This is a genomic window from Fischerella thermalis PCC 7521 (assembly GCF_000317225.1).
Taxonomy (GTDB): Bacteria; Cyanobacteriota; Cyanobacteriia; order Cyanobacteriales; family Nostocaceae; genus Fischerella; species Fischerella thermalis.
Window position 1 is genome coordinate 1 of sequence record NZ_AJLL01000061.1, and the last position, 19,428, is coordinate 19,428.

18 protein-coding genes and 1 pseudogene are annotated in these 19,428 nt (G+C 40.8%); 8 read left to right on the forward strand and 11 right to left on the reverse strand.

Annotated features, from left to right (window positions below; all coding sequences use genetic code 11):
- Nucleotides 1-66 precede the first annotated feature (66 nt).
- The 3 genes from UYK_RS0112820 to pirA form a co-directional block, all read right to left on the reverse strand.
- Nucleotides 67-303, reverse strand: coding sequence for a hypothetical protein (locus UYK_RS0112820; RefSeq protein ID WP_009457369.1), 237 nt, complete (start codon nucleotides 301-303; stop codon nucleotides 67-69).
- Nucleotides 304-800: 497 nt separating this feature from the next.
- Complete coding sequence (psbU, locus tag UYK_RS0112825) at nucleotides 801-1,265, reverse strand: photosystem II complex extrinsic protein PsbU (RefSeq protein ID WP_009457367.1); 465 nt, start codon at nucleotides 1,263-1,265, stop codon at nucleotides 801-803.
- Nucleotides 1,266-1,905: 640 nt separating this feature from the next.
- Nucleotides 1,906-2,061, reverse strand: a complete 156-nt coding sequence (gene pirA / locus UYK_RS26555; RefSeq protein WP_009457366.1) for an arginine synthesis PII-interacting regulator PirA — start codon at nucleotides 2,059-2,061, stop codon at nucleotides 1,906-1,908.
- A 115-nt stretch (nucleotides 2,062-2,176) separates the two neighbouring features.
- On the opposite strand from pirA, the gene UYK_RS0112835 reads away from it, so the two are divergent.
- Both UYK_RS0112835 and UYK_RS0112840 read left to right on the forward strand, forming a co-directional pair.
- On the forward strand, nucleotides 2,177-2,986 hold the full coding sequence (locus UYK_RS0112835) for an SAM hydrolase/SAM-dependent halogenase family protein (RefSeq protein WP_009457365.1): 810 nt from the start codon (nucleotides 2,177-2,179) through the stop codon (nucleotides 2,984-2,986).
- 69 nt (nucleotides 2,987-3,055) lie between these two features.
- On the forward strand, nucleotides 3,056-3,712 hold the full coding sequence (locus UYK_RS0112840; protein ID WP_009457364.1) for a DUF2301 domain-containing membrane protein: 657 nt from the start codon (nucleotides 3,056-3,058) through the stop codon (nucleotides 3,710-3,712).
- On the opposite strand, the gene UYK_RS26110 is transcribed toward UYK_RS0112840, so the two are convergent.
- The gene (locus UYK_RS26110) at nucleotides 3,683-3,937 is read right to left on the reverse strand and encodes a hypothetical protein (RefSeq protein ID WP_157221820.1); all 255 of its coding nucleotides are present in this window, start codon (nucleotides 3,935-3,937) and stop codon (nucleotides 3,683-3,685) included. The two genes, UYK_RS0112840 and UYK_RS26110, sit on opposite strands and share 30 nt — an antisense overlap.
- 78 nt (nucleotides 3,938-4,015) lie before the next feature.
- On the opposite strand from UYK_RS26110, the gene dprA reads away from it, so the two are divergent.
- Together dprA and UYK_RS25060 are read left to right on the forward strand one after the other, a co-directional pair.
- On the forward strand, nucleotides 4,016-5,134 hold the full coding sequence (gene dprA, locus UYK_RS0112850; protein ID WP_009457363.1) for a DNA-processing protein DprA: 1,119 nt from the start codon (nucleotides 4,016-4,018) through the stop codon (nucleotides 5,132-5,134).
- Between the two features lie 13 nt (nucleotides 5,135-5,147).
- Nucleotides 5,148-5,330 (forward strand): annotated as a pseudogene (locus UYK_RS25060) (photosystem II q(b) protein); the annotation flags it as partial.
- A 243-nt stretch (nucleotides 5,331-5,573) separates the two neighbouring features.
- On the opposite strand, the gene UYK_RS0112860 reads toward UYK_RS25060, so the two are convergent.
- Both UYK_RS0112860 and UYK_RS0112865 read right to left on the reverse strand, forming a co-directional pair.
- On the reverse strand, nucleotides 5,574-5,981 hold the full coding sequence (locus UYK_RS0112860; RefSeq protein ID WP_009457361.1) for a hypothetical protein: 408 nt from the start codon (nucleotides 5,979-5,981) through the stop codon (nucleotides 5,574-5,576).
- Nucleotides 5,982-6,246: 265 nt separating this feature from the next.
- A complete protein-coding gene (locus tag UYK_RS0112865; RefSeq protein ID WP_009457360.1) occupies nucleotides 6,247-7,218 on the reverse strand; it encodes a M48 family metallopeptidase in 972 nt (323 codons plus the stop codon).
- Nucleotides 7,219-7,369: 151 nt separating this feature from the next.
- Here UYK_RS0112865 and UYK_RS0112870 point away from each other — a divergent pair, with 151 nt between their 5' ends.
- From UYK_RS0112870 to UYK_RS0112885, 3 genes are all read left to right on the forward strand, one after another.
- Nucleotides 7,370-8,977: a helicase C-terminal domain-containing protein gene (locus UYK_RS0112870; protein ID WP_009457359.1), complete on the forward strand. Its 1,608-nt coding sequence runs from the start codon at nucleotides 7,370-7,372 to the stop codon at nucleotides 8,975-8,977.
- Between the two features lie 139 nt (nucleotides 8,978-9,116).
- Complete coding sequence (locus UYK_RS0112880; protein WP_009457357.1) at nucleotides 9,117-9,335, forward strand: DUF2839 domain-containing protein; 219 nt, start codon at nucleotides 9,117-9,119, stop codon at nucleotides 9,333-9,335.
- A 395-nt stretch (nucleotides 9,336-9,730) separates the two neighbouring features.
- Entirely contained in the window at nucleotides 9,731-10,168 is a 438-nt protein-coding gene (locus UYK_RS0112885; protein WP_009457356.1) for a Fur family transcriptional regulator, read from the forward strand.
- A 398-nt stretch (nucleotides 10,169-10,566) separates the two neighbouring features.
- Here the strand turns inward: UYK_RS0112885 and UYK_RS24225 are convergent, their stop codons facing one another.
- Entirely contained in the window at nucleotides 10,567-13,383 is a 2,817-nt protein-coding gene (locus UYK_RS24225) for a pentapeptide repeat-containing protein (RefSeq protein WP_016871523.1), read from the reverse strand.
- 316 nt (nucleotides 13,384-13,699) lie between these two features.
- Here UYK_RS24225 and UYK_RS0112895 point away from each other — a divergent pair, with 316 nt between their 5' ends.
- Nucleotides 13,700-15,454, forward strand: coding sequence for a DUF3685 domain-containing protein (locus UYK_RS0112895; protein ID WP_016871524.1), 1,755 nt, complete (start codon nucleotides 13,700-13,702; stop codon nucleotides 15,452-15,454).
- Nucleotides 15,455-15,604: 150 nt separating this feature from the next.
- Here the strand turns inward: UYK_RS0112895 and UYK_RS0112900 are convergent, their stop codons facing one another.
- The 4 genes from UYK_RS0112900 to UYK_RS0112915 all read right to left on the reverse strand — a co-directional run bounded on the left by UYK_RS0112900 (nucleotide 15,605) and on the right by UYK_RS0112915 (nucleotide 19,428).
- On the reverse strand, nucleotides 15,605-17,155 hold the full coding sequence (locus UYK_RS0112900) for a dihydrolipoyl dehydrogenase family protein (RefSeq protein WP_009457353.1): 1,551 nt from the start codon (nucleotides 17,153-17,155) through the stop codon (nucleotides 15,605-15,607).
- Nucleotides 17,156-17,228: 73 nt separating this feature from the next.
- Nucleotides 17,229-18,317 carry a threonine-phosphate decarboxylase CobD gene (cobD, locus tag UYK_RS0112905; protein ID WP_016871525.1) on the reverse strand — a complete coding sequence of 363 codons (1,089 nt, stop codon included), beginning with the start codon at nucleotides 18,315-18,317 and terminating at the stop codon, nucleotides 17,229-17,231.
- A gap of 29 nt (nucleotides 18,318-18,346) precedes the next feature.
- On the reverse strand, nucleotides 18,347-18,631 hold the full coding sequence (locus tag UYK_RS0112910; protein WP_009457351.1) for an HU family DNA-binding protein: 285 nt from the start codon (nucleotides 18,629-18,631) through the stop codon (nucleotides 18,347-18,349).
- Nucleotides 18,632-19,260: 629 nt separating this feature from the next.
- Nucleotides 19,261-19,428, reverse strand: a complete 168-nt coding sequence (locus UYK_RS0112915) for a helix-turn-helix domain-containing protein (protein WP_235182328.1) — start codon at nucleotides 19,426-19,428, stop codon at nucleotides 19,261-19,263.

Genomic DNA, 19,428 nt, shown 5'->3' on the forward strand with positions numbered 1-19,428 from the left:
ATTTTTGCTAACCTACTCATTTAGGCTTGAAGCTACGAGTTAGTTTTTAAAGATAGCGTCAATAAATTAACGGGACTCTGTTCCTTGATTAGGGCTACCTGCTACAGTATCTTCACTAGCTGATTCTGGTGAAGCACTAGTTTTGCCACTAGTTTCGTCGTCGCCACTGCTAGTTTTACGAGTAGCAGAATCAATATCAGTGATATTTTCTTCCATAGGATTTTCGTAACCACTAGATCCAGTAGTTTCGTATTCACCAGGCTTCATAGATGAAGATTCTTTTCCTTGTTGTTGCTCAGACATAAATTTTTACTCCTTTATTGTTTTGTCCTGGCAACAAGTTTAAAAAACCAAGAGTACAGATTCATCTTTCTAAAAACTGGTTTACCTGCTGTCTCTCATATGTCCGAAGGATTATTTTGCACTCACTAATTAGAGCTATGGTAGAGGAGTATAGACAGTATTACGAATTCTCTACCATTTCACAATCCTCTTCCTTGTCCCCCTTATCTTAGATCTTGCACCTACTTTTTCGTCCGCCAAGAAATAAATTTCAAAGGCTCAAAGCTCAAGCAAGCTAAAGCTTACTGGATATACATTTGAGTCCATTTTAACGGACTTGGGCTATGAGGGTTGAACTTCAGTTCAAGGCGTACTCAGGGCGAGGTGCAACTCAGGTGAGTTATCCCCTTGTCTCCCTTGTCCCCTTCCCTTCCCCCTGTTCTTAATAACATCCCACTCCTTATTTCTAGGGAGTGGGATACTGTTTTCTGGGAAAAAACCGTAAATACGGTTATGTTCTATCTGTAGATACCGTTGTTAAAACGATCAAATCCTTCGGTGTAGACTGGTTCTACTTCTGTAACTTTGAAGTGATCTAGGTTAGCTTGCAGGATTTGTTTTTGACGTTCGCTTAATCCTTGAATTTTCAATACATCCTCTACCTCTTTGTAAGGAGCATTTTTGATAATTTTACCTGCTAGGGTAGGATACAAGCCGGGGTATTTCTGAAAAGCTCGCACATTGGTGTTATTTAAATCAATTTTGTCACCATATACATCTGCAAGCTTGGCGTCTGCTGGGTTACGCAGGCTGATACTTTGTTCAACCGCCAGAACAGATACTGATCGCAAAGCAAAACTATTCAAATTGCTTGCTTGGGCTATCTGAGGCGTACCTAACCATGCCAAGCATCCTACCAACAAAAAACTAAAGACTGTTAATAAACGCACCAATTTTTTCACGATTTTTCCACCTCTTTCCATCAAACCAAAATAAAAAGTTTTCAGCTAGTGGCGCTTAGTTCAAGGCTGTAAATACCTATTGGGTAGGAAAAGTTTTGCAACAAAGTTCACCAAGTTAGCCCAAGGGCTTGTAGGTTTGTGTTTGCCTTGACTTTATCCTACTCTCAGGGATGGATGAGGGCTAAACCCTACAAAAACCACCCACAAGGCATTTACTGATTATGTTGTTGATCCTTTCGCTGATAGCTATTCGCTTCATCAGCACACAGCAGTCATCAGAAACTAATATACAGCGTATTAATATCCACAATCTTTGCAGCCACTATGATTGACCCAAGTTTTGCGAAAATTTTTTCAAATTAGCAATAATACTTATGCAAAAAACTAACTAAATTGGCTCAAATCTCCGAAAAAGCTGACTTTCTCGTAATTTTTATTTACAAAATTTAATACTATCTACGCTTTCATCTCAGGGAACACAGAGGTAGGTTTTGAGTCTTAGACGGTTTAACTATAAAGTCTGATACCTTTGAGGAACAGGAAGACAAGGAGGAAAAGGGAGAAGATGGTGAAATGGTATTACCACTAAGAAAGCCTGCTGAAACAGCAGGCAAAAACACAACAGAACTATGAACAACCTATGTGTAATAAACTTTATGATTTAACCGAAATATCTCATCTCTGCCTCTAGCTGGCGAATGAGGTTTTCATCGCCCTTAGCTCTTGCTACTTCCAAGCGATGCTGTAAACTTCTTCTAATGTTTTCTCTATGAGCTTCCCGTGCTTTTTTTACTACTTCTGTTCTGTTCATAATCATAGGTTTTATTTTGTCTGAATTATCGTGAACTTATGTCTTGTTATCCTAACATATCAAAATTTTAGTCGCGTATGTTACAGAAAAAACAAACTTAATAATATAAAGATTATCACTCATGTCAAAGAATCAACAAAATCCACAGAGGCTGCTGACTTTGCTCAGTGATTTTGGCGATCGCGATGTGTATGTAGGCGTAATGAAAGGAGCGATCGCCCAAATTAACCCCAAGCTCAAGGTAATAGACTTAACACACCAAATTCCGCCACAAAATATTGCCGCAGCTAGGTTTTGTCTGATGGATGCTTACCCTTACTTTCCTGTGGGAACAGTACATGTAGCGGTGGTAGATCCGGGTGTAGGAGGGCAAAGAAGAGCGATCGCTGTAGAATTTGCCAATGGGTACTTGGTAGGGCCAGATAACGGCTTATTTAGTGGAGTGTTAACTCACAGTCCTGCTATTGCTGCGGTGGAACTGACAAATCCTAATTACTGGCGCACTCCAAATCCTAGCACTACATTTCATGGTCGAGATATATTTGCCCCAGTGGGAGCACATCTAGCTAGTGGTGTTTCCCTCCAACAGCTAGGAACACAGATAAATCCAGAAAGCTTAGTCAAGCTAAAGATAGCCGAATGCAGCCAAAGCGAGAATATAATCACAGGTTGTATTCAATATATTGATCACTTTGGTAACTTAGTCAGCAACATTCCTGGAACTTACGTCCAAGACAAAAGCTGGAGTGTGCTTGTGGGTGACAAAATCATACCAGGAAGCCGAACTTATGGAGATGTGGAAATTGGGGATGCGATCGCCCTTGTTGGTAGTCACGGTTGGGTAGAACTGGCTATCAATAGCGGTAATGCGCGATCGCAATTACAGATGAATTTAAGAGATACCATACAAGTAGTAATCGAGATGGGGTGATGGGGTGATGGGGAGTAGTGAACAACTAACCACTAACCACTAACTATCAACAACCAACTAATTTGACATATGACTACTCAAACAGTGTCAGCACCGGAAGTTTATCAAGGGCAATTTGGCGAGTTTACAATTACTAAAGGCGATCGCCATGGCGTGATCATTTACCGTAGTGGGTTAATGCTAGCAGCAATTTGCTTTGCTGTGGGTAGTGCTTTAGTTTTGTTTTACCCTAACCCTACTACTTTGAAATTACTGACACCTTTATATGCTTGTTTCAGTTTAGGTCTTGGCATTAGTTTACTCACCATTCATATTTACATGGTAGAGTTGCACCGAACTTTACAAGTTTTTTGGCTCATTGGTAGTATATCTGCAATTATCTTGGGAATTACGAGTAGTGAACCTTTAGCTATTACTATTTACACTCAACCACTAACTTTACTTGGCGTTGGTTTTACCTTCGCCGCTTTGACTGGTATTTATTTTAAAGAAGCATTTTGTTTCAATCGTCTGGAAACAAAATTATTAACTCCCATCGTACCTTTGCTGTTACTAGGACATTTAGTTGGTATATTGCCAACACAGTTAGAACAGTTATTGTTAGGAACGTGGGCGATTTTATTTGTTATTTTCGCTATGCGAAAGGCAGTACAGGCTATCCCACCAGATATTGGAGATAAGTCAGTGTTTGCTTATTTAAAAGCAAAACGTTCTGCCAAAGTTTAATGCAGAAAAATGTAAAACATCAACAGCAAAAATCCCCATCATGCGTTTATTTAAGCGCAAGTCTTTGTGGATGCCAACTACCGTGGAATGGAGAGTGTGTAGACCCCTAGCGGCTTCAGGTAAGGGTGGAGTGGGGGAGCCAGCGCGGTCTTGTTGGTTTCCAACAAAGAGCGACTGGCGTGGAGTGTGGGGAGTATGAGGAGTAGAGAAATAATTATTAACCACTAACAACTAACAATTGACCAATGACAAATGATGCTCAAGGCGAGTAATCTTGACTAAATACTCAATGAGGATTGAGAATTGGCAGTTGAACGTGGGTATTGGCTAGCTTGGTCACAAATATCAGGGATTGGTCCGGTATTGCTGCAAAGGTTACAACAGCATTTTGGCACACTCCAAGCAGCTTGGGAAGCTAGTCCTGTACAGTTGCAAGCGGTGGAGGGTTTTGGTTTTCAGACATTGCAAAAAGTGGTACAACAGCGATCGCGTCTTCATCCCGAACAATTACTCATCCAACACCAAGAGCAAAATCCCAATTTTTGGACACCAGTAGATCCAGAATATCCTCGCTTGCTGTTGGAAATTCCCAGTCCACCACCACTACTGTACTTTCGTGGTGAAGTAGAACTACGAGAAACTTTAGGCGAAACTCCATTAGTTGCGATCGTGGGTACGCGCCAACCCTCAGAATACGGTATTCGTTGGACTCGTCAAATTAGTACAGCTTTGGCTAAAAATGGTTTTACAGTCGTTTCTGGTTTAGCAGAGGGAATTGATACAGAAAGTCACGCCGCCGCTTTGAAAGCTGGAGGACGCACCATAGCAGTTTTAGGTACGGGTGTAGATGTCATTTATCCAGCCAAAAATCAGCAACTTTACAAACAGATTTTAACTGCTGGGTTAGTTTTAAGTGAGTACCCAAGCAAAACGCCACCTGAACGCGCTCAATTTCCCCGTCGCAACCGGATTATTGCTGGATTGAGTCGCGCTGTCTTGGTGATGGAAGCACCACTAAAGTCTGGTGCGTTGATTACGGCGAATTATGCGAATGAATTTGGTAGAGATGTTTATGTCTTACCGGGTAGAGTTGATGATTATCCATCCCAAGGATGCTTAAAGTTACTTAGTCAAGGTGCTGCTCCCATTCTCAAAGAATTAGATGAATTGTTAAGAATGCTGGGAGCTATACCAACAATAGATTCTGTTTCTGTGTCCCCAGAACCACAACAATTGATCCTGCCTGATTTGCCACCAGAACTGCAACAAGTAATAAATGTAATTTCTTCTGAATCTTTGGCTTTTGATATGATTATCCAACAAACAGGTATGCCTGCGAGTGTTGTTTCTAGTGCGTTGTTGCAGCTGGAATTGATGGGTTTAGTCTTACAAAAACCGGGAATGAAGTATCAGCGCAAATAATAAAAAGGGAGTATTGTTTATCCAGTCAGTGATTGACTCTCAGGGTCGCGTGATCAACACTTGGGCAGACATCATCAACCGCGCTAACTTGGGTATGGAAGTTATGCACGAGCGTAATGCTCACAACTTCCCCCTCGACTTAGCTAGTGGCGATGTTGCTCCTGTTGCATTGACTGCTCCTGCGATCAACGGCTAATCTTCTCTAGTTTGTCAGATACATAAAAAAGCCCCCTCCCAACTGGAGGAGCTTTTGTTTTTGTTTAGTTGCGATCGCAAATTACGAGAGGTTTGTAGTGAGCGATAAATCGCTTAATTTTAAGGACTAAAGTCCTGACTAGGAACCTTCTCAATCAACTTATGTATCTCATCAATAATGATCGCAAGATTTGGAACCCGTCATCAAAGTTTGAGCTTTGAGACTCCTTTGTAAAATCGGTAGTTATTTCCCTTTTTGCTGTGAATAACGAGATAGTATAGCTTTTGTTTTCAAATCACAAATTTTCACGATCGCCTCTACCATTTCCTTCTGATCGCCTTGCAAATTAAGTTTGTCTAGCGCTTGACGAAAGTTATCACCAGAACGTAGGTTGTAAGTCAATTCAGTCATTTGAGATGAGTCCAAAACTTTTTGAATCTCTCGATTGCGGCGTTGACGTACTGCTTGGAGTTGTTGGCGTATTTGTGGGGTAAAGTTGATATCTAAAGATGATTGAGTTGCTGGAGCAATAGCTACAGGAGAGTTTGTCTTAAAATTAAATGGGGAAGCCGAAGCAGTTGTTGGTGATAAGACGACAAGCAGAAAAATTACACTGAAGATACATAGAAGCTTGATAAATTTGAACGTCATATTCAAAAATTTTTTTTAGTAACTACCTAGATAGTAGGATTTGAGGAAAGGAAAACAGTAGGAGCGACTCGACACCAAGTTTGTGTTTTGAACCAAAACACATGTAGCCAAACAGCCCTGTATTAGAACGGGAATGGCAGCTTAAAAATATAGTACATTTGTGCGCCAGACAAATATAAAAGAAGAAAAGATGAGACAATTCTTTTGTCTGGTCAGCCTCGCGTCTACGCGTAGCCTCTCCTTTAGGAAAATCCCTAATCTTCACCTAATCTGATTTTTTCATTCTGTCAATCTCTCTTTGCAATTGTGCAATTTTTTGTCGTAATTTTTCGATTTCTTCGTTTCGGGCAGCATTTTCCGTCGCTTTCACATCCACTGCTCCAGATGCAGGCGATCGCATGTAATTTCCTTGCTTGATCTGCTGATATTCTGTTGAAACTGCCCACTCCTGTAGATAATGTAAGCGTTCTACAGGGAAAGGATGGCTCAGCATTTCGCTTTGACTACCACTGTAAACCAAAAATTTATAGACTTGATTCAATTCATCTTCGTCAAGCACCTGATAATTTTCTGACTGACGAATTAACTCTTGTAAACTACATTCATTGGCATATTTTATACTGCCACCTGTAGTTTTCATAATTGATGACATCACAGTATTCAAGTCATCTACTAACAATAATGCGGCTCGATCTGCTGATAACTCTGCTTTGCGTCGCCATTCAAAAAAAGCATAAATTAATGCTGGTGTAACAAAATTACCTATACCAAAAGTAAATCTACCAAGGGCAGAAGCAGCACTCATCGCCCCCATCGCCATTTGAATTAAAATAGTATGACCACATTTAATATGCCCCAGTTCATGGGCTAACACCGCCCTAATTTCGGCTTCGTTTAGTAAGTCTAAAATCCCTGTATTTATGACTATATAAGGATGTTCTTGCCCCAGCGCATAGCTATCAGCTTGGGGATTTTGTGATAAAAACAGTGCTGGCTCTGGATAAATATCCAAATCCCGCACACATTCCCGAAAAATCTGGTAAATAGTGGAGTATTGACGAGGCCCAACTTGGATGGTGTTGCCCATTAAATAGATTAACTGCGGGCGCTCGTAGATAAATTCCATGAGTTTACGGGCAACTAAATCAAATCCCGGTAAACTACGCAAGGCTTGCTCTGCTTGCCGATCTAAGGGGTGTCTAAAAGCTTCGCTGGAAATTCCTGTATAGGTTGCCATAATTTACGGTAATAATGTCAGTGGTTCTTTGTTGGTGGGTGTTTGTTAGTGGGAAAATTCCAGAAAACTAACAACTATCAACTAACAACTAACAACATAATAGAAATGGGGCTGTTACAAGTAAAATCACTTTGTATGGGATGAAAAGCGTGTGATTGAGGCAGAAGTTCATTTATCATTACATAACTTCCTGCGATCGCAGGCGGGTTTCCCTTCCTGGCCCCATCATTTAACGATGGCACGGTTGGTTGCACGCGCCTTGCGCCTGGGACGTAGCGCCCTGATTCAAGTAGGTGCAGCTTGCAGCTATCAAGGGCGGTATCGTACAAGCTTTGTGGCATCAGCTTTGATGTGGCATAGCCCTGTGATTATCGTTGCTGCTGAAGTTGTGCAGCAACGTCTTGTGAAAGTAGAAATTCCCCGCTTGCAGCAATGGCTGGGAATTAACAAGCCTATTAGAATAGGTGATGCTTGGCCTGGTGGTGACTTTCAAGGATTATTTTTGATTTCACCTCAAGCTTGGTTAAAAGCACAACTAACACCCCAGGAAAAATTTCCGGCTGGCATTCCTACGATTATTGATGGCGTAGACGATTTAGAAGTTTGGGCGCGTGATCAACTCACCATCACTTGGGAAGCCCATGATTGGGATCAACTGATACTTGGCTACCCACACATTGCTGAGGAAATTCGCTCTGTACGAGCAAAACTAACACACGAACTATTCCAGCATCCTGCAAATCCCTACGAATGTTATTTGATTTCCCAAGCAGAAACAGAAATATTGAGCAGTCTTTATTCAAATTTAGACATAGATACTCTCCCCGATGCTTGGAAACAGTTTTGGCAACAATTCCAGCACTGTTGTTCCCTTACCCCCCCATTGCCCCTAATCCCCACTCCCTTGGGGGAGTGGGGGCCCCGAGTTCCCCATCGCCCCACCACCCCATCTCTCCTCTGGGCCACTATTGCCCGTCGTCAAGGTTTATTTTCTTTACACAGCGCCCCAATTGATATCGCAGAAATACTGACCCCGATTTGGCAGCGACAGCCTGTGGTATTGATTGGTAGTTCCCTAGAACCAGAAACCGAGGCTCCTATTTTTCGCCAACACCTTGGGTTAGGTGAGGAGTTGACTTGTTTAAAGTTCTCGGATAGTCAAACGGAAGCGATTCAACTTTACATACCGTACCAGTTACCCTTACCCAATACCCCAGAATTTCAAGCAGCATTTATTCACAAAGTGCGGACGCTGGTTTGTCTGAGTGCAACATCGCCAGGATTGACGGTGGTGTTGGTGGGAGATGTACCATTGAAGTCCCAAGTCGGAGCAATCTTAGCTTCGGAATTTGGTTCGCGAGTCCAGGTAGAAAAAACTTGTTTAGATGAAAATGGGATTTTAATTAGTGGTTGGGAATTTTGGCGCGAACATCAAAAAGTTTTGCCTGCACCACAATTGATTATCATCGCGACTCTACCTTTACCATCTCTTGAACATCCCTTGGTAGCAGGAAGAGTTGCCCACTATAAGCGATCGCATCAAGACTGGTTTCGTTTATATCTATTGCCATCTGCTTTAAACGAATTACAAAGAGCGATCGCCCCAGTCCGAGAAAGTCAAGGTATTGTAGCTTTGCTTGATAGTCGAGTCATCAACCGTAGCTATGGCGCTCAAATATTAACTGCTCTTAGTCCCTTAGCGCGTATTAACTATCTTGATCCCAGCTTATTTTCCCAACATAGTAAGGACGACTCATAAAAGTTGTGTTTGTGGTTGATGGTAGGGGCAAAGCATTTGTATCAGTTCAGGGTACAACAATCAACAATCAACAAACAACAAAATACACAACTGTTATTTAATAGAGAAACATTTGGAATTTTAGTCGTAGGTGAAGTCAATGGGTGAAGCAAAACGTCGTAAAGAAGCACTGGGAGAAAAATACGGTCAAGCTCAACAAGAACGCATTATGCCTTGGGTTCCGATCACAAAATCACAAGCAGAACTATTTGTCAAATGGACTTCTCGTGGTGCTTGGATTGGTATTGGTATTATGGTTGCAGCCTGGGTAACAATTCGTTTTATTGGCCCGACTTTTGGTTGGTGGCAAGTAGTTTGAACCACTGCTTTAAATAAATTTTTTCAAAAAGACAGCTTGCATAGCCCAGCTGTCTTTAAATTTTTATACCAATAACTTGCAAATATGCAGCTGTGATAATTCAGCAATTATTAAGTTGTACGAAAAGGTGAGTCAAGCTCTTACATTGCCAATTAAAGTAGACATTTACAATAATTTTAAGCTAAAGTTGTAATGAGTTTGTTTTATATTAAGGTGTGACTGCAAAATTGTCAAGGAATATAAAAATTCCTCTCGGCGATCTGTGATTTCCGCAGCAATTACTCGTAGCAACACAGTTTCAAACTGACCAGAAAGTACATAAACCTTAAAAATATAAAATAACAAATAAACATTCAAAAGAAAAAAAATTACTAAAACAGTTAACAAGCATCAATATGCAAAAACCGACAATATCTAAAAAACCCATTCGTTCCTTAGAAGATGCAATAGACCAGTGTCAAACGCAGGGTATGCGTGTTAGTCGCCAACGTCGCTATATTCTCGAATTACTTTGGCAAGCAAAAGAGCATCTTTCTGCTAGAGAAATTTACGATCGCCTCAATCAACAAGGTAAAGCGATCGGTCACACTTCTGTATATCAAAATTTAGAAGCCTTATCTTCCGGTGGCATTATTGAATGTATTGAACGCTGTGACGGACGTCTGTACGGTAATATCAGTGATTCCCACAGCCATGTTAACTGTTTGGATACAAACCAAATTATAGATGTTCACATAACATTACCGGAAGAAATTATTCGTTTGGTTGAAGAACAAACAGGCGTTAAAATTACAGACTATAGTATTAATTTTTACGGCTACAGAAATTCGTAAGAAGAGGAATCGGGGATGGGAAGGTGAACAAGGAGGACAAGGGAGACAAGAAATTTTAGATTTTAGATTTTGGATTGCAATCTCATCCAAAATCGCCAAAATGCCCAATTCCCAATCCCCAATGACAAATGACCACCACCAACCAACTATCCCAATACTGTCTCATCATCAGCATAATCTTCATATAAATCACCAGACATCATTGGTTCACCTTCTGCACTTTCAATAATATTTCCAATGGCATCATTATTTAACCAAGGGGCTGTTTTTTCATAAGAATTAATATTATTAATACAAGTAGATTTGGATAGTAATTTTTTGATAGTTTGAAAATCTTTAATTGAAAAGATTGCACCATTAAGTATGGCAATTTCTTTGTCAGTTTCTTGCAGAACAGCTTAAAATAAGCAGGTATTGGTGAGATTCGTTGACTGAAGATTTGCGCCTGTGAGGTTAGCACCAGTCAAGTTAGCACTCGCTAGGTTTGCACCTGATAAATTTGCATCTGTGAGGTTAGCACCAGTCAGGTTAGCACCTGCTAGGTTTGCATCCTGCAAATTAGCTCCAACTAAATTGGCTCCCATGAAATTAGCATTAGATAAATCTATTTGCCCAAAATTGACACCAGCTAACATTGCTTGTGACAAATCAGCGCCTGATAAGTTGAGACAAGTGAGGGATGTTGATTGCAGACGTTTTGCGAAAGCAGCTGGATGTAAAACTTTTGTCCTGGCAATTAATATTATTAATGCTTGTGAATAAAATTCAGACAAACTTTCTGGATTACCACAAGGCCAAAAAGTAGTTTTGGTTTGTTGGTGACAAGCACAAAGTAATAAAAATACATTCAGTCCCACTGCTGCATGAATCTGTTCTACATTTGCAGGGTTTTGCAATGCTTGAAAATGAGCGAATGCTTTGTGTGCAATACCTTCATCCAACCAACGACCTCGACAATAGCCATACCAAAAAGATAGCAAGCGATCGCACAACAATTCAAAAGAAAATTCATCCTGTGGTTCTCGTCGCAAACCCTCAATCACCAAATTTTCCAATTCCGGGGAAACAATTCCAAAACCAAATAAATTGTAAAGCTGCTGAGCAACGCTACTAGCAGACTCTAGCACGAAGGTAAATTCACCATAAGCGTTTTCTTGACGTTGAATAAGTAACTTCAGTTGAACAACAATAGCCTGAGTACAGAGGAATTCTCCTAATTTGGGGTGAGAGAATTCAGTTTGCAGGTGAGGAGTGTAAGGCGGGAAGGTTGAGTGTTGACTCTGAAAATAAAAGGCTGGGAGGTTCTTGTGGCTGGGTTCTAAAGTAATTTGATGGCGTTGGGAGTGCAATATTTGTAGTGCGATCGCTTGCATATGTTCGAGTACATCTTGGGGATGACGGTTTTGCAGCAGATTAGCGATCGCGTCTTGTGTGCGGTGGATATAAGTCGAACCTGAACGCAGCAGCATTGTTTTAATACCACCAGTTTGGGGATATCCTAATAACCATCTACTCAGCCGTTGGTGAATTTCCCATAAAACAGTAGCGCTGGTAGCTGCTTGAGTCTTAGTAGCTAATAGTAATATCTGCTCATCCAGAAGTCCGTCTCGATGCAACACTCCTAATAAATAAAGCATCAGGGGTTGACGGACAAGGGCTGAAAGTTCCGGTAGCTTGGATGTAGCTGAGAATAATCCTGATTGTTTGAGGAACGTAAAGAAATTTTGAGCAATAGGCAAAGATTGGACTTGCGCCCATAGTTGAAACCATTGTCTCCACTCTTCCTGTTCCCAAGGTTGAATACTAATTCGGCACAATGGCAATGGTTGTTCTAGTTCTTGAATGATTTCCTGTAAAGCTTGTGAAGTACTAGTCAAAACAATCTTATGCCGAGACTGAGACTGCAAGCTAAACAACTGCTGCATCAAAATGATTTTTGCCTGATTACCCTGACTAGCAGGTGGTAGTTCATCTAAACCATCTAACACAAGCAAACAAGGAGGATAGTCTTGTTGCAGCCAATCACCAAGGTGGATATAACGATTAAGAGCAAAACCAGAATTTAAGGTTGCTGCTAAAGTTTTACCGTACTTAACATCCTTGAGGCGAATTAATATCGGTATCCATGCAGGGTAAAGTTCTTTCGCTGCAACTGCTGTCCACATTTGACAGAAACTAGTTTTGCCATAGCCAGGTTCCGACTCAATCACAGCAATAGTATCTAAATCAACCAGTTGTTGTCGCACCCATGTCATTAAATCAATCGCTTCAACTGTTTTTTGTTCTGGTTGCGAATCACTATCATTGATTGGTAAACCATTCAGGGGAACATAAATATCCTTGAGAGCAAAGGATTCCATAAATAATGTTTCTGATTGTCTCTGCATTAAACTAGCTCGGTAGAGTTCCCGCAACAAGTCAATTTTGTCACTTACATATAAGCCAGTCTCGGAAATTTGCAGATGTTTGTCAGTGGAATTAACAGGGTATGAATTTCCTAATCCAACGAATTTTTGTAGTTGCGCTAAAGGTGGTGCGTTTTCTGCTATCACTGCTAGTAAGTGTCCAAACAGTGAATTTTGCAAGCGTTTCGTGATTAATTTACTTTCTGCTTCCTCCACTCCATTGGCAACAAACCAGGCTTTGACAGCATTATCTATTTGCTGTACCAGTAATGAATCTGCTACTAAACTTAAAGCTTGTTCAGCTTGAGTATCCGTGAGTTTACCAGGGCGGAGAGTTTTGAGGAGTCCTTGCAGTTGGGTATCTTGTAGGAGTCGCACAGGAGTTTTTAATAAATCGCCTGTGTCTTTATTGTCTCCGTTTTCTCTTCTACTATCCCAAAGCATTATCTGGTTTAACCAAGGTCTTTGTAAGCTTTTTTCTTGAGCGAAAACTTGCTGTAAGCCTCGAAGATAGGCTATTTGAAATGCTAGCCATGTGCCTTCGTTACGTTTTAATGGCTTTTTATGAGAAATGGTCCGCAGAAGACTTTCTGTCAATTGAGCAAAGACTGTTATGTCCTGCCACACACTAGCCAAGGGTAGTTCTAACACTTCTGCTAAAGTACAAATGTCCAAAGGTATGAGACTTTTTACTTCCATATCATGAACAATACGGAAGGCTATACTCACCATCTGTCCTGGTGATAATCCCCTAATATCAGAGATTTCAATATAGTTTTCTGCTAGCCAATGCCGAATACTCAAGCTCATTTAGTTAATCAGTTACATAGTATTTGTCTGTATATGGCAATTATCATCGATCTTTTTCAGTTCAAAAACACATTCATTGAATTTGGATGGATTTGGAATTGACCGATAATCTTTGATGGTGCAGAGCAAGCCAAAATCCAAAATTTAAAATCGAATGACCACTGAATACACACCGATAAACGATAGATGAGACAATTGGGTATTCGGACATCTCAATTCTGAATCTAAAATTGCTTCGGTAAGAATAGGGAGAATAGGTGAAGTATCGAAGCTGTTTCCCATTAACTACAAACAGCATCAGAGTATAGTTTAGATTATGAGCGATCGCCCTCTAAAATTATTGCTAGTTGACCAAGACCCCATCTTCCGGCTAGGATTGCGGGTCGCTTTAGAAGAATTTTCTAACTTGCAAGTAGTATCGGAGGTAGAAACAAATACTGCTGCTTTGCAGATTTTAGCAGAACTTGCCCAACAAGACCTCAAAAGTATAAATTTAGTAGTCTTGGAACTAGGTAATAGTCGCTCTCTCCACAGTCAGCAAATAAGTTTACAACTGTGTCGGCAAATCAAAACACAGTATCCAAACTTGCCTATTTTGTTACTAAGTTCTGTGCAAGACCAAGGGCTACTGTTGGCAGCCAAGTCTATTGGTATAGACGGTTACTGCCCCAAAGGAACGCCAGTGACTGAATTAGTTGAGATTATGCAAGAAATAGTAGCTGGTCGTTCTTACTGGTATGTCTTCAACGACACAACAACACAGACCCCATCTCCCCATTTCCCCACCACCCCATCTTTTTATCGTTTCTTCACTCGGCTATTAGAAAACCTCCGTTTGTCAGGAAATACCCAAATAGATGCTAATTTAGCAGCAGTAACAGCAAAATTGCAGATTCCTGGACAGCCGATATTAGAACGAGCAGTGTTAGCTGGACAGCGACGGGAGTTGTTAGCAGCTCGTTGGTTGATCAATCATTTATTAGCAACACCACAACCTAGGCAAATCAACGACCAAAGTCAACCTCAAGCTGCTGAACAATTACCATTACCCGTAGTAAATATCCCTAGCGATCGCACCATCACCCCAAACACTCCCTCCCTACTTAGCCCCAGAGCGCTGCAAGCAACAATATTTACATTTTGCCTAAATAAACTACAATTACCATTGCAAAATGTTACAGATGTGTCTTTAGAAATTGACATTTTGCGCCCAGATAAAAAACGAGAATTACTTTATTTGATTTTGCAAAAAGTTGCTGATACTTTAGATGATCTGCGTAATTCCCAAATTGAAATTAATCAACTATCTGACATCAAAAGTGCAATCTTACATGAATTATGGAAGGAAGTTTCTACAGAATTTTTTGGGAAATTTTCTCGTGTAAGATTTGGTAATAATCAGATCGAAATTATCAATGTGATATTACAAAGTGCTGGAGTAGTACAAACAGGCATTCTCAACCAAATTCCCTTAGTTGTCGATTTATTTTCTTACTTGTTATTTCAAACAGATTTAATTATTGATAATACTAATTATTCTGCGGGAAGCTTTGAAGCTAATCAACAGGCAGAAATGTTATTAGAAAACTTGTTAATTCAAGTAGGTAATGCTGTAGTACAACCCCTCCTGAACTATTTAGGAGATATAGAAGATATTAAGCAAAATTTTTATGATCGTAAATTGATTTCCACACGAGAAATTGAACGCTTTAGAAATAGTTTATCTTGGAAATATCGGATCAAAAATTTGGTTACAGAACCGAAAGCTATTTTTGAAAGTCGCTATGATCTATTTGTATTTGCTCCCCGTGGTATTGCCAAAACTTCTATTTATGCTCCTCGTCGTCAAGAATTAGCTGAACTTTCAGGAATTCGTTTATTGGTGACACTAGGACTAGAATTTGGTGATGCGATCGCCCCTCGTTTGCAATCGCTATTATCTTTCTTAGGGAGTGGAGTCGTCTTTGTGCTCACAAAAATAGTTGGTCGGGGTTTAGGTTTAATTGTTCGTGGGATTTTGCAAGGTATTGGTAGTGTTTCGCTCCCAGAAGGAAAAAATAAAAAAAGTTAGTGGTTAGTAGTTAGTGGTTGGCGGTTGGTGGTTGGTGGTTGATAGTTAATTACCATTGACAAATGACCAATGATCACCAATTACCCATTACCAATTACCAATTACCTACCCAACGGATAATATTAAGTGTTCAAGCGGACATGATATAACTCATATTTTCCAATCACGGCGGAAGTGGAAGAAACTTTCCAAACAATCTTGCAATTTTGTATTATTTTGTAACCTTTGCTGATGCCACTGTCTGGCAGTTTGTTCTAAAATTTCTGAAAAACTAGGAAAAATTGCAGCTAAATTTGCTATGTGATTGATTTTAATTTTTTGAGCGATCGCTAAAGCAATAATATTAATTAATTCATTTGCTGCTGTTCCCAATACCCCACATCCTAAAATCTCTCCATTACGTCGAACAATTAATTTACAAATACCTGTGGTTTCTTCCTGGATTTGAGCTGCTGCCAGGAGTTTAAAATACTGTCGTAACACTATAATTTCATTCTTACCATACTGGTGTTTTGCTTGTGCCTCTGTCCAACCAACTTGAGCCAGTATGGGGTGAGAACAAACTCCCCAAGGAATGGAATGATAATTGACTTTATTCCAAGGAAAAAATAGAGCATTTTTCAACGCAATTCCTGCCTCATAATTAGCAATGTGAGGAAATTCATAGCCACCAATAACATCACCACAAGCGTAAATCTGGTGATTAGTTGTTTGCAGTTTTTCGTTCACTACTAAGCGGCGTTGATGCCATTTTACACCCACAGCTGCTAAATTCAGGGATTCAATATTTGGCTGCCGGGCAGTAGCTACCAAAATTTCATCAGTTTCAATGGCTTTGTGTCCTGCTTGGAGCCATTTTTTATCTTCAATGAGCCGAACCTGAGTTACTGTTGTGTTTGTCAGGACGCGCACACCTTCTGCTTCTAATTGTGCCTGTAGAAGTTGAACTATTTCAGGGTCAGCATGACGGATGATAGAGGGGTGGTGAACTATGAGTGTAACACTACAACCCAAACGCGCCAGAGTTTGTGCTACCTCTACGCTTTGGGGAGTACCACCAATAATCACCCAATTTTGGGGTGGTGTAGAACTGCCTAGAGACTGCCAAATTTCCGAGAGGGTAAGAAAACCAGTTTTTTGCAATCCTTCAATATCTGGAATTACCGGAACTGAACCACTAGCCAATAAATAGGTGCGTGCGCGCAGTAGACGATTATTAACAGCAAATACTAAATCGGGTGAGGCTTGAAATTGTCCTTTGCCAATCACAACATCGACACCTTGAGCTGCTAATACAGCAGGTGAATGGAATTGTTCTAGATTAGAACTCACACCACGAGCGTAGAGCAATGCTTCTGACCACATCACAGGCGTTTGAGATTTTCCTGAAGATATAGCTATAAAAGAGTCTTGCAGGGAAAGTGCCTCTGTTTTTTCCGTTGAGCTATGAATTGTGCCGTTGGAGACATTTGTAGGATAAAAAATATCTGGTGGTTTAGAAATACCAATTCCGAATTGAGCAGCATTACTTACCTGTTGGGCCAGCCTGCCAATTTCACTAAAAACGTGGTGATGAATAAATCCATAATCTGTTTTGGCTTCTACTAAAGCAACTTTAGCTTTGAGTTGGGTTGCCATCAAAGCAGCAGAACGCCCTGCAAGACTGCCACCAATAATTACGACATCGTAGTCAAGAGTCATTAGTCAAGGGTCAATGGTCAAGGGTCGATTGTCAATTGTCAATAGTCAGAAACTTGGAACATTGGACTGTTAACTATGGACTATTGACTAAAGCGATCGCATCTAATAAACGCTGGTTTTCTGAGGATAAGCGGACAGCAACACGGAAATAGCCATCGCCCAATTCAGGGAAACTCAAGCAGTCGCGAATTAAAATTCGGTGATGCTTGAGTAGTTGTTGCTGCAATTCAAGACTGGAGTACTGTGATTTTACAAGTAAAAAGTTAGCAGCACTTGGCAAGGGTTGCAAACCTGGAATTTGGGCTAAACCCTCAAACAACTGCTTTCGTGTTGGTTCTAGCCATGTCCAGGTTTGCTTCTGAAAGTCTTTATCAGCGATTACAGCAACTGCTGCGGCTTGGGCAAGAGTGTTGACAGGCCAGGGGTCGCGCCAAGACTGCCAACGCCGCAAACGGTCAGGATGAGCGATCGCATAACCCAACCGTAGCCCAGGCAGACTATAGAACTTGGTGAGCGATCGCAAAATGACTAAATTGGGATATTTCTCTACTTCTCCAATTATGCTTTGTTGTTGATCTGGAGGTAGAAAATCCATAAAAGCTTCATCCACCACTACCAAAGCGAATTTCTCTAGATAGGGCAGAATGGCTTGTTTTGAGAATAATTTTCCTGTTGGATTATGGGGGTTATTGAGAAGTAGCCCTTTGTCTTTTGTGATTTGTCCTCTGTCAAGAATAGATGACAGATCACTGATCACAAATGACTCTTGATCAATAACTGAGGAAAGAGGAAATTCCAGCACTTTAGCGTTGTATGCCGCTAGCGATCGGTAGTAGTCGCCAAAGGCTGGAGTTATGAAAGCTGTTGCGGCTAATTCTGCCAATTCCTTTCCTGCCAGGGTTAGTAATTCTGCCGAACCGTTACCCGGCAGAATCCACTCTGGCGGCAGTTGATGAAACTTACCCAGAGCCAGCCTGAGTTCACAATAATCTGGATCTGGATAGTGCCGAAGATTAACCAGTTGTGACTCAATAGCAACTAACGCACTGCTTGGGGGTCCCAACGGGCTGATACTCGCAGAAAAATCAACAATAGCACTGGGGGAACAGCCAGCCAGCGCTGCTGCCCAAGCTAAATTTCCCCCATGTGCCATTTGCCGCATCAAAAAAGATTTCCCTAAAACATCACTAACTAAGATTTTGGGGGTGCAACTTTCTCTCTAAACAGCTTTCCAGCAGAGAAGGCAGGAACCTTGGTTGCGGGAATTTCCATCTTTTCGTTGGTTTTGGGGTTACGCCCTTCGCGGGCTTTGCGTTCCCGCGATTCAAAAGAACCAAATCCCACTAGGGTCACTTTATCACCAGAGGAAACAGCTTCAATGATAGTTTCCAAAGCCGCAGTTAAAACAGCATCAGCTTGTTTTTTGGTTACGCTAGCCTTCTCTGCTACTGCGTCAACTAATTCACCTTTGTTCATGTCAAACTCCTTGAGGTTTATTTGAGATAGGGTACAGATGCACTTGACGCATCTTTACTTAAATCTCTGTTTTGAGATTTACAAAAGCCGTCCTTGTGAGTATTTTTGCTTAAAATTCTTGTAACTCTCATAGGCTCGACTTTTCAATGAATCATTCTAAAGTGTTCAAGCCAGAAGTGGATAGATGAAAGCATTAATTTATATGGATTTCAGGATTTTTTATTGTAAAAGAGTAATTGTTTCACAAAAAACACCCCTAAAATTAGGAAAAAATACTTAGTAAAAGACCCTTTTGCGAAGGTAACAGGGGTGGGGAGGTTGGGGGAGTGGGGGGAGTATGAGGAGTGTCTAGACGCGCTTTGCGCGGCTTCCTGTAAGGGTGGAGTAGGCGAAAAGGGGAAGAAAAGTTTTTAATCTAGCCTTATCATCCCTTTATTTTGTTTTCTAATTTTTTATTAACCAGGATTTGGAATTATTAATTATCTTTTTCAACCTAATAAGAACTTTTTTATAAGTTATGTAAACTTCTCGACCTCTATTAAAACAACACGGGAGAGCGAGAACCCCTATCTTTTTCTTTTAAGGAGGGGATGAAGTCCGACTTGCAGGACTTTAGAAGACGCGTTTCTCTACTTTCCGCGTTCAACGATTACCAATAAATCACCTATTTCACAATCGAGCGCTAGACAAATTTTCTCTAAGGTATCAAGGGGGATAGATTTTGCTTTGCCATATTCAGTTTTTTGAATATTCGCAAGCGACATCTCTAGCTGTCGTGCTAACGCATTTTGAGACAA

What these genes read in the sequence shown, in the direction of transcription:
- UYK_RS0112820 (WP_009457369.1), bottom strand. Translation starts at nt 303, where the DNA reads ATGTCTGAGCAACAACAAGGAAAAGAATCTTCATCTATGAAGCCTGGT.
- psbU (WP_009457367.1), bottom strand. Translation starts at nt 1,265, where the DNA reads ATGGAAAGAGGTGGAAAAATCGTGAAAAAATTGGTGCGTTTATTAACA.
- pirA (WP_009457366.1), bottom strand. Translation starts at nt 2,061, where the DNA reads ATGATTATGAACAGAACAGAAGTAGTAAAAAAAGCACGGGAAGCTCAT.
- UYK_RS0112835 (WP_009457365.1), top strand. Translation starts at nt 2,177, where the DNA reads ATGTCAAAGAATCAACAAAATCCACAGAGGCTGCTGACTTTGCTCAGT.
- UYK_RS0112840 (WP_009457364.1), top strand. Translation starts at nt 3,056, where the DNA reads ATGACTACTCAAACAGTGTCAGCACCGGAAGTTTATCAAGGGCAATTT.
- UYK_RS0112860 (WP_009457361.1), bottom strand. Translation starts at nt 5,981, where the DNA reads ATGACGTTCAAATTTATCAAGCTTCTATGTATCTTCAGTGTAATTTTT.
- UYK_RS0112865 (WP_009457360.1), bottom strand. Translation starts at nt 7,218, where the DNA reads ATGGCAACCTATACAGGAATTTCCAGCGAAGCTTTTAGACACCCCTTA.
- UYK_RS0112880 (WP_009457357.1), top strand. Translation starts at nt 9,117, where the DNA reads ATGGGTGAAGCAAAACGTCGTAAAGAAGCACTGGGAGAAAAATACGGT.
- UYK_RS0112885 (WP_009457356.1), top strand. Translation starts at nt 9,731, where the DNA reads ATGCAAAAACCGACAATATCTAAAAAACCCATTCGTTCCTTAGAAGAT.
- UYK_RS24225 (WP_016871523.1), bottom strand. Translation starts at nt 13,383, where the DNA reads ATGAGCTTGAGTATTCGGCATTGGCTAGCAGAAAACTATATTGAAATC.
- UYK_RS0112895 (WP_016871524.1), top strand. Translation starts at nt 13,700, where the DNA reads ATGAGCGATCGCCCTCTAAAATTATTGCTAGTTGACCAAGACCCCATC.
- UYK_RS0112900 (WP_009457353.1), bottom strand. Translation starts at nt 17,155, where the DNA reads ATGACTCTTGACTACGATGTCGTAATTATTGGTGGCAGTCTTGCAGGG.
- cobD (WP_016871525.1), bottom strand. Translation starts at nt 18,317, where the DNA reads ATGCGGCAAATGGCACATGGGGGAAATTTAGCTTGGGCAGCAGCGCTG.
- UYK_RS0112910 (WP_009457351.1), bottom strand. Translation starts at nt 18,631, where the DNA reads ATGAACAAAGGTGAATTAGTTGACGCAGTAGCAGAGAAGGCTAGCGTA.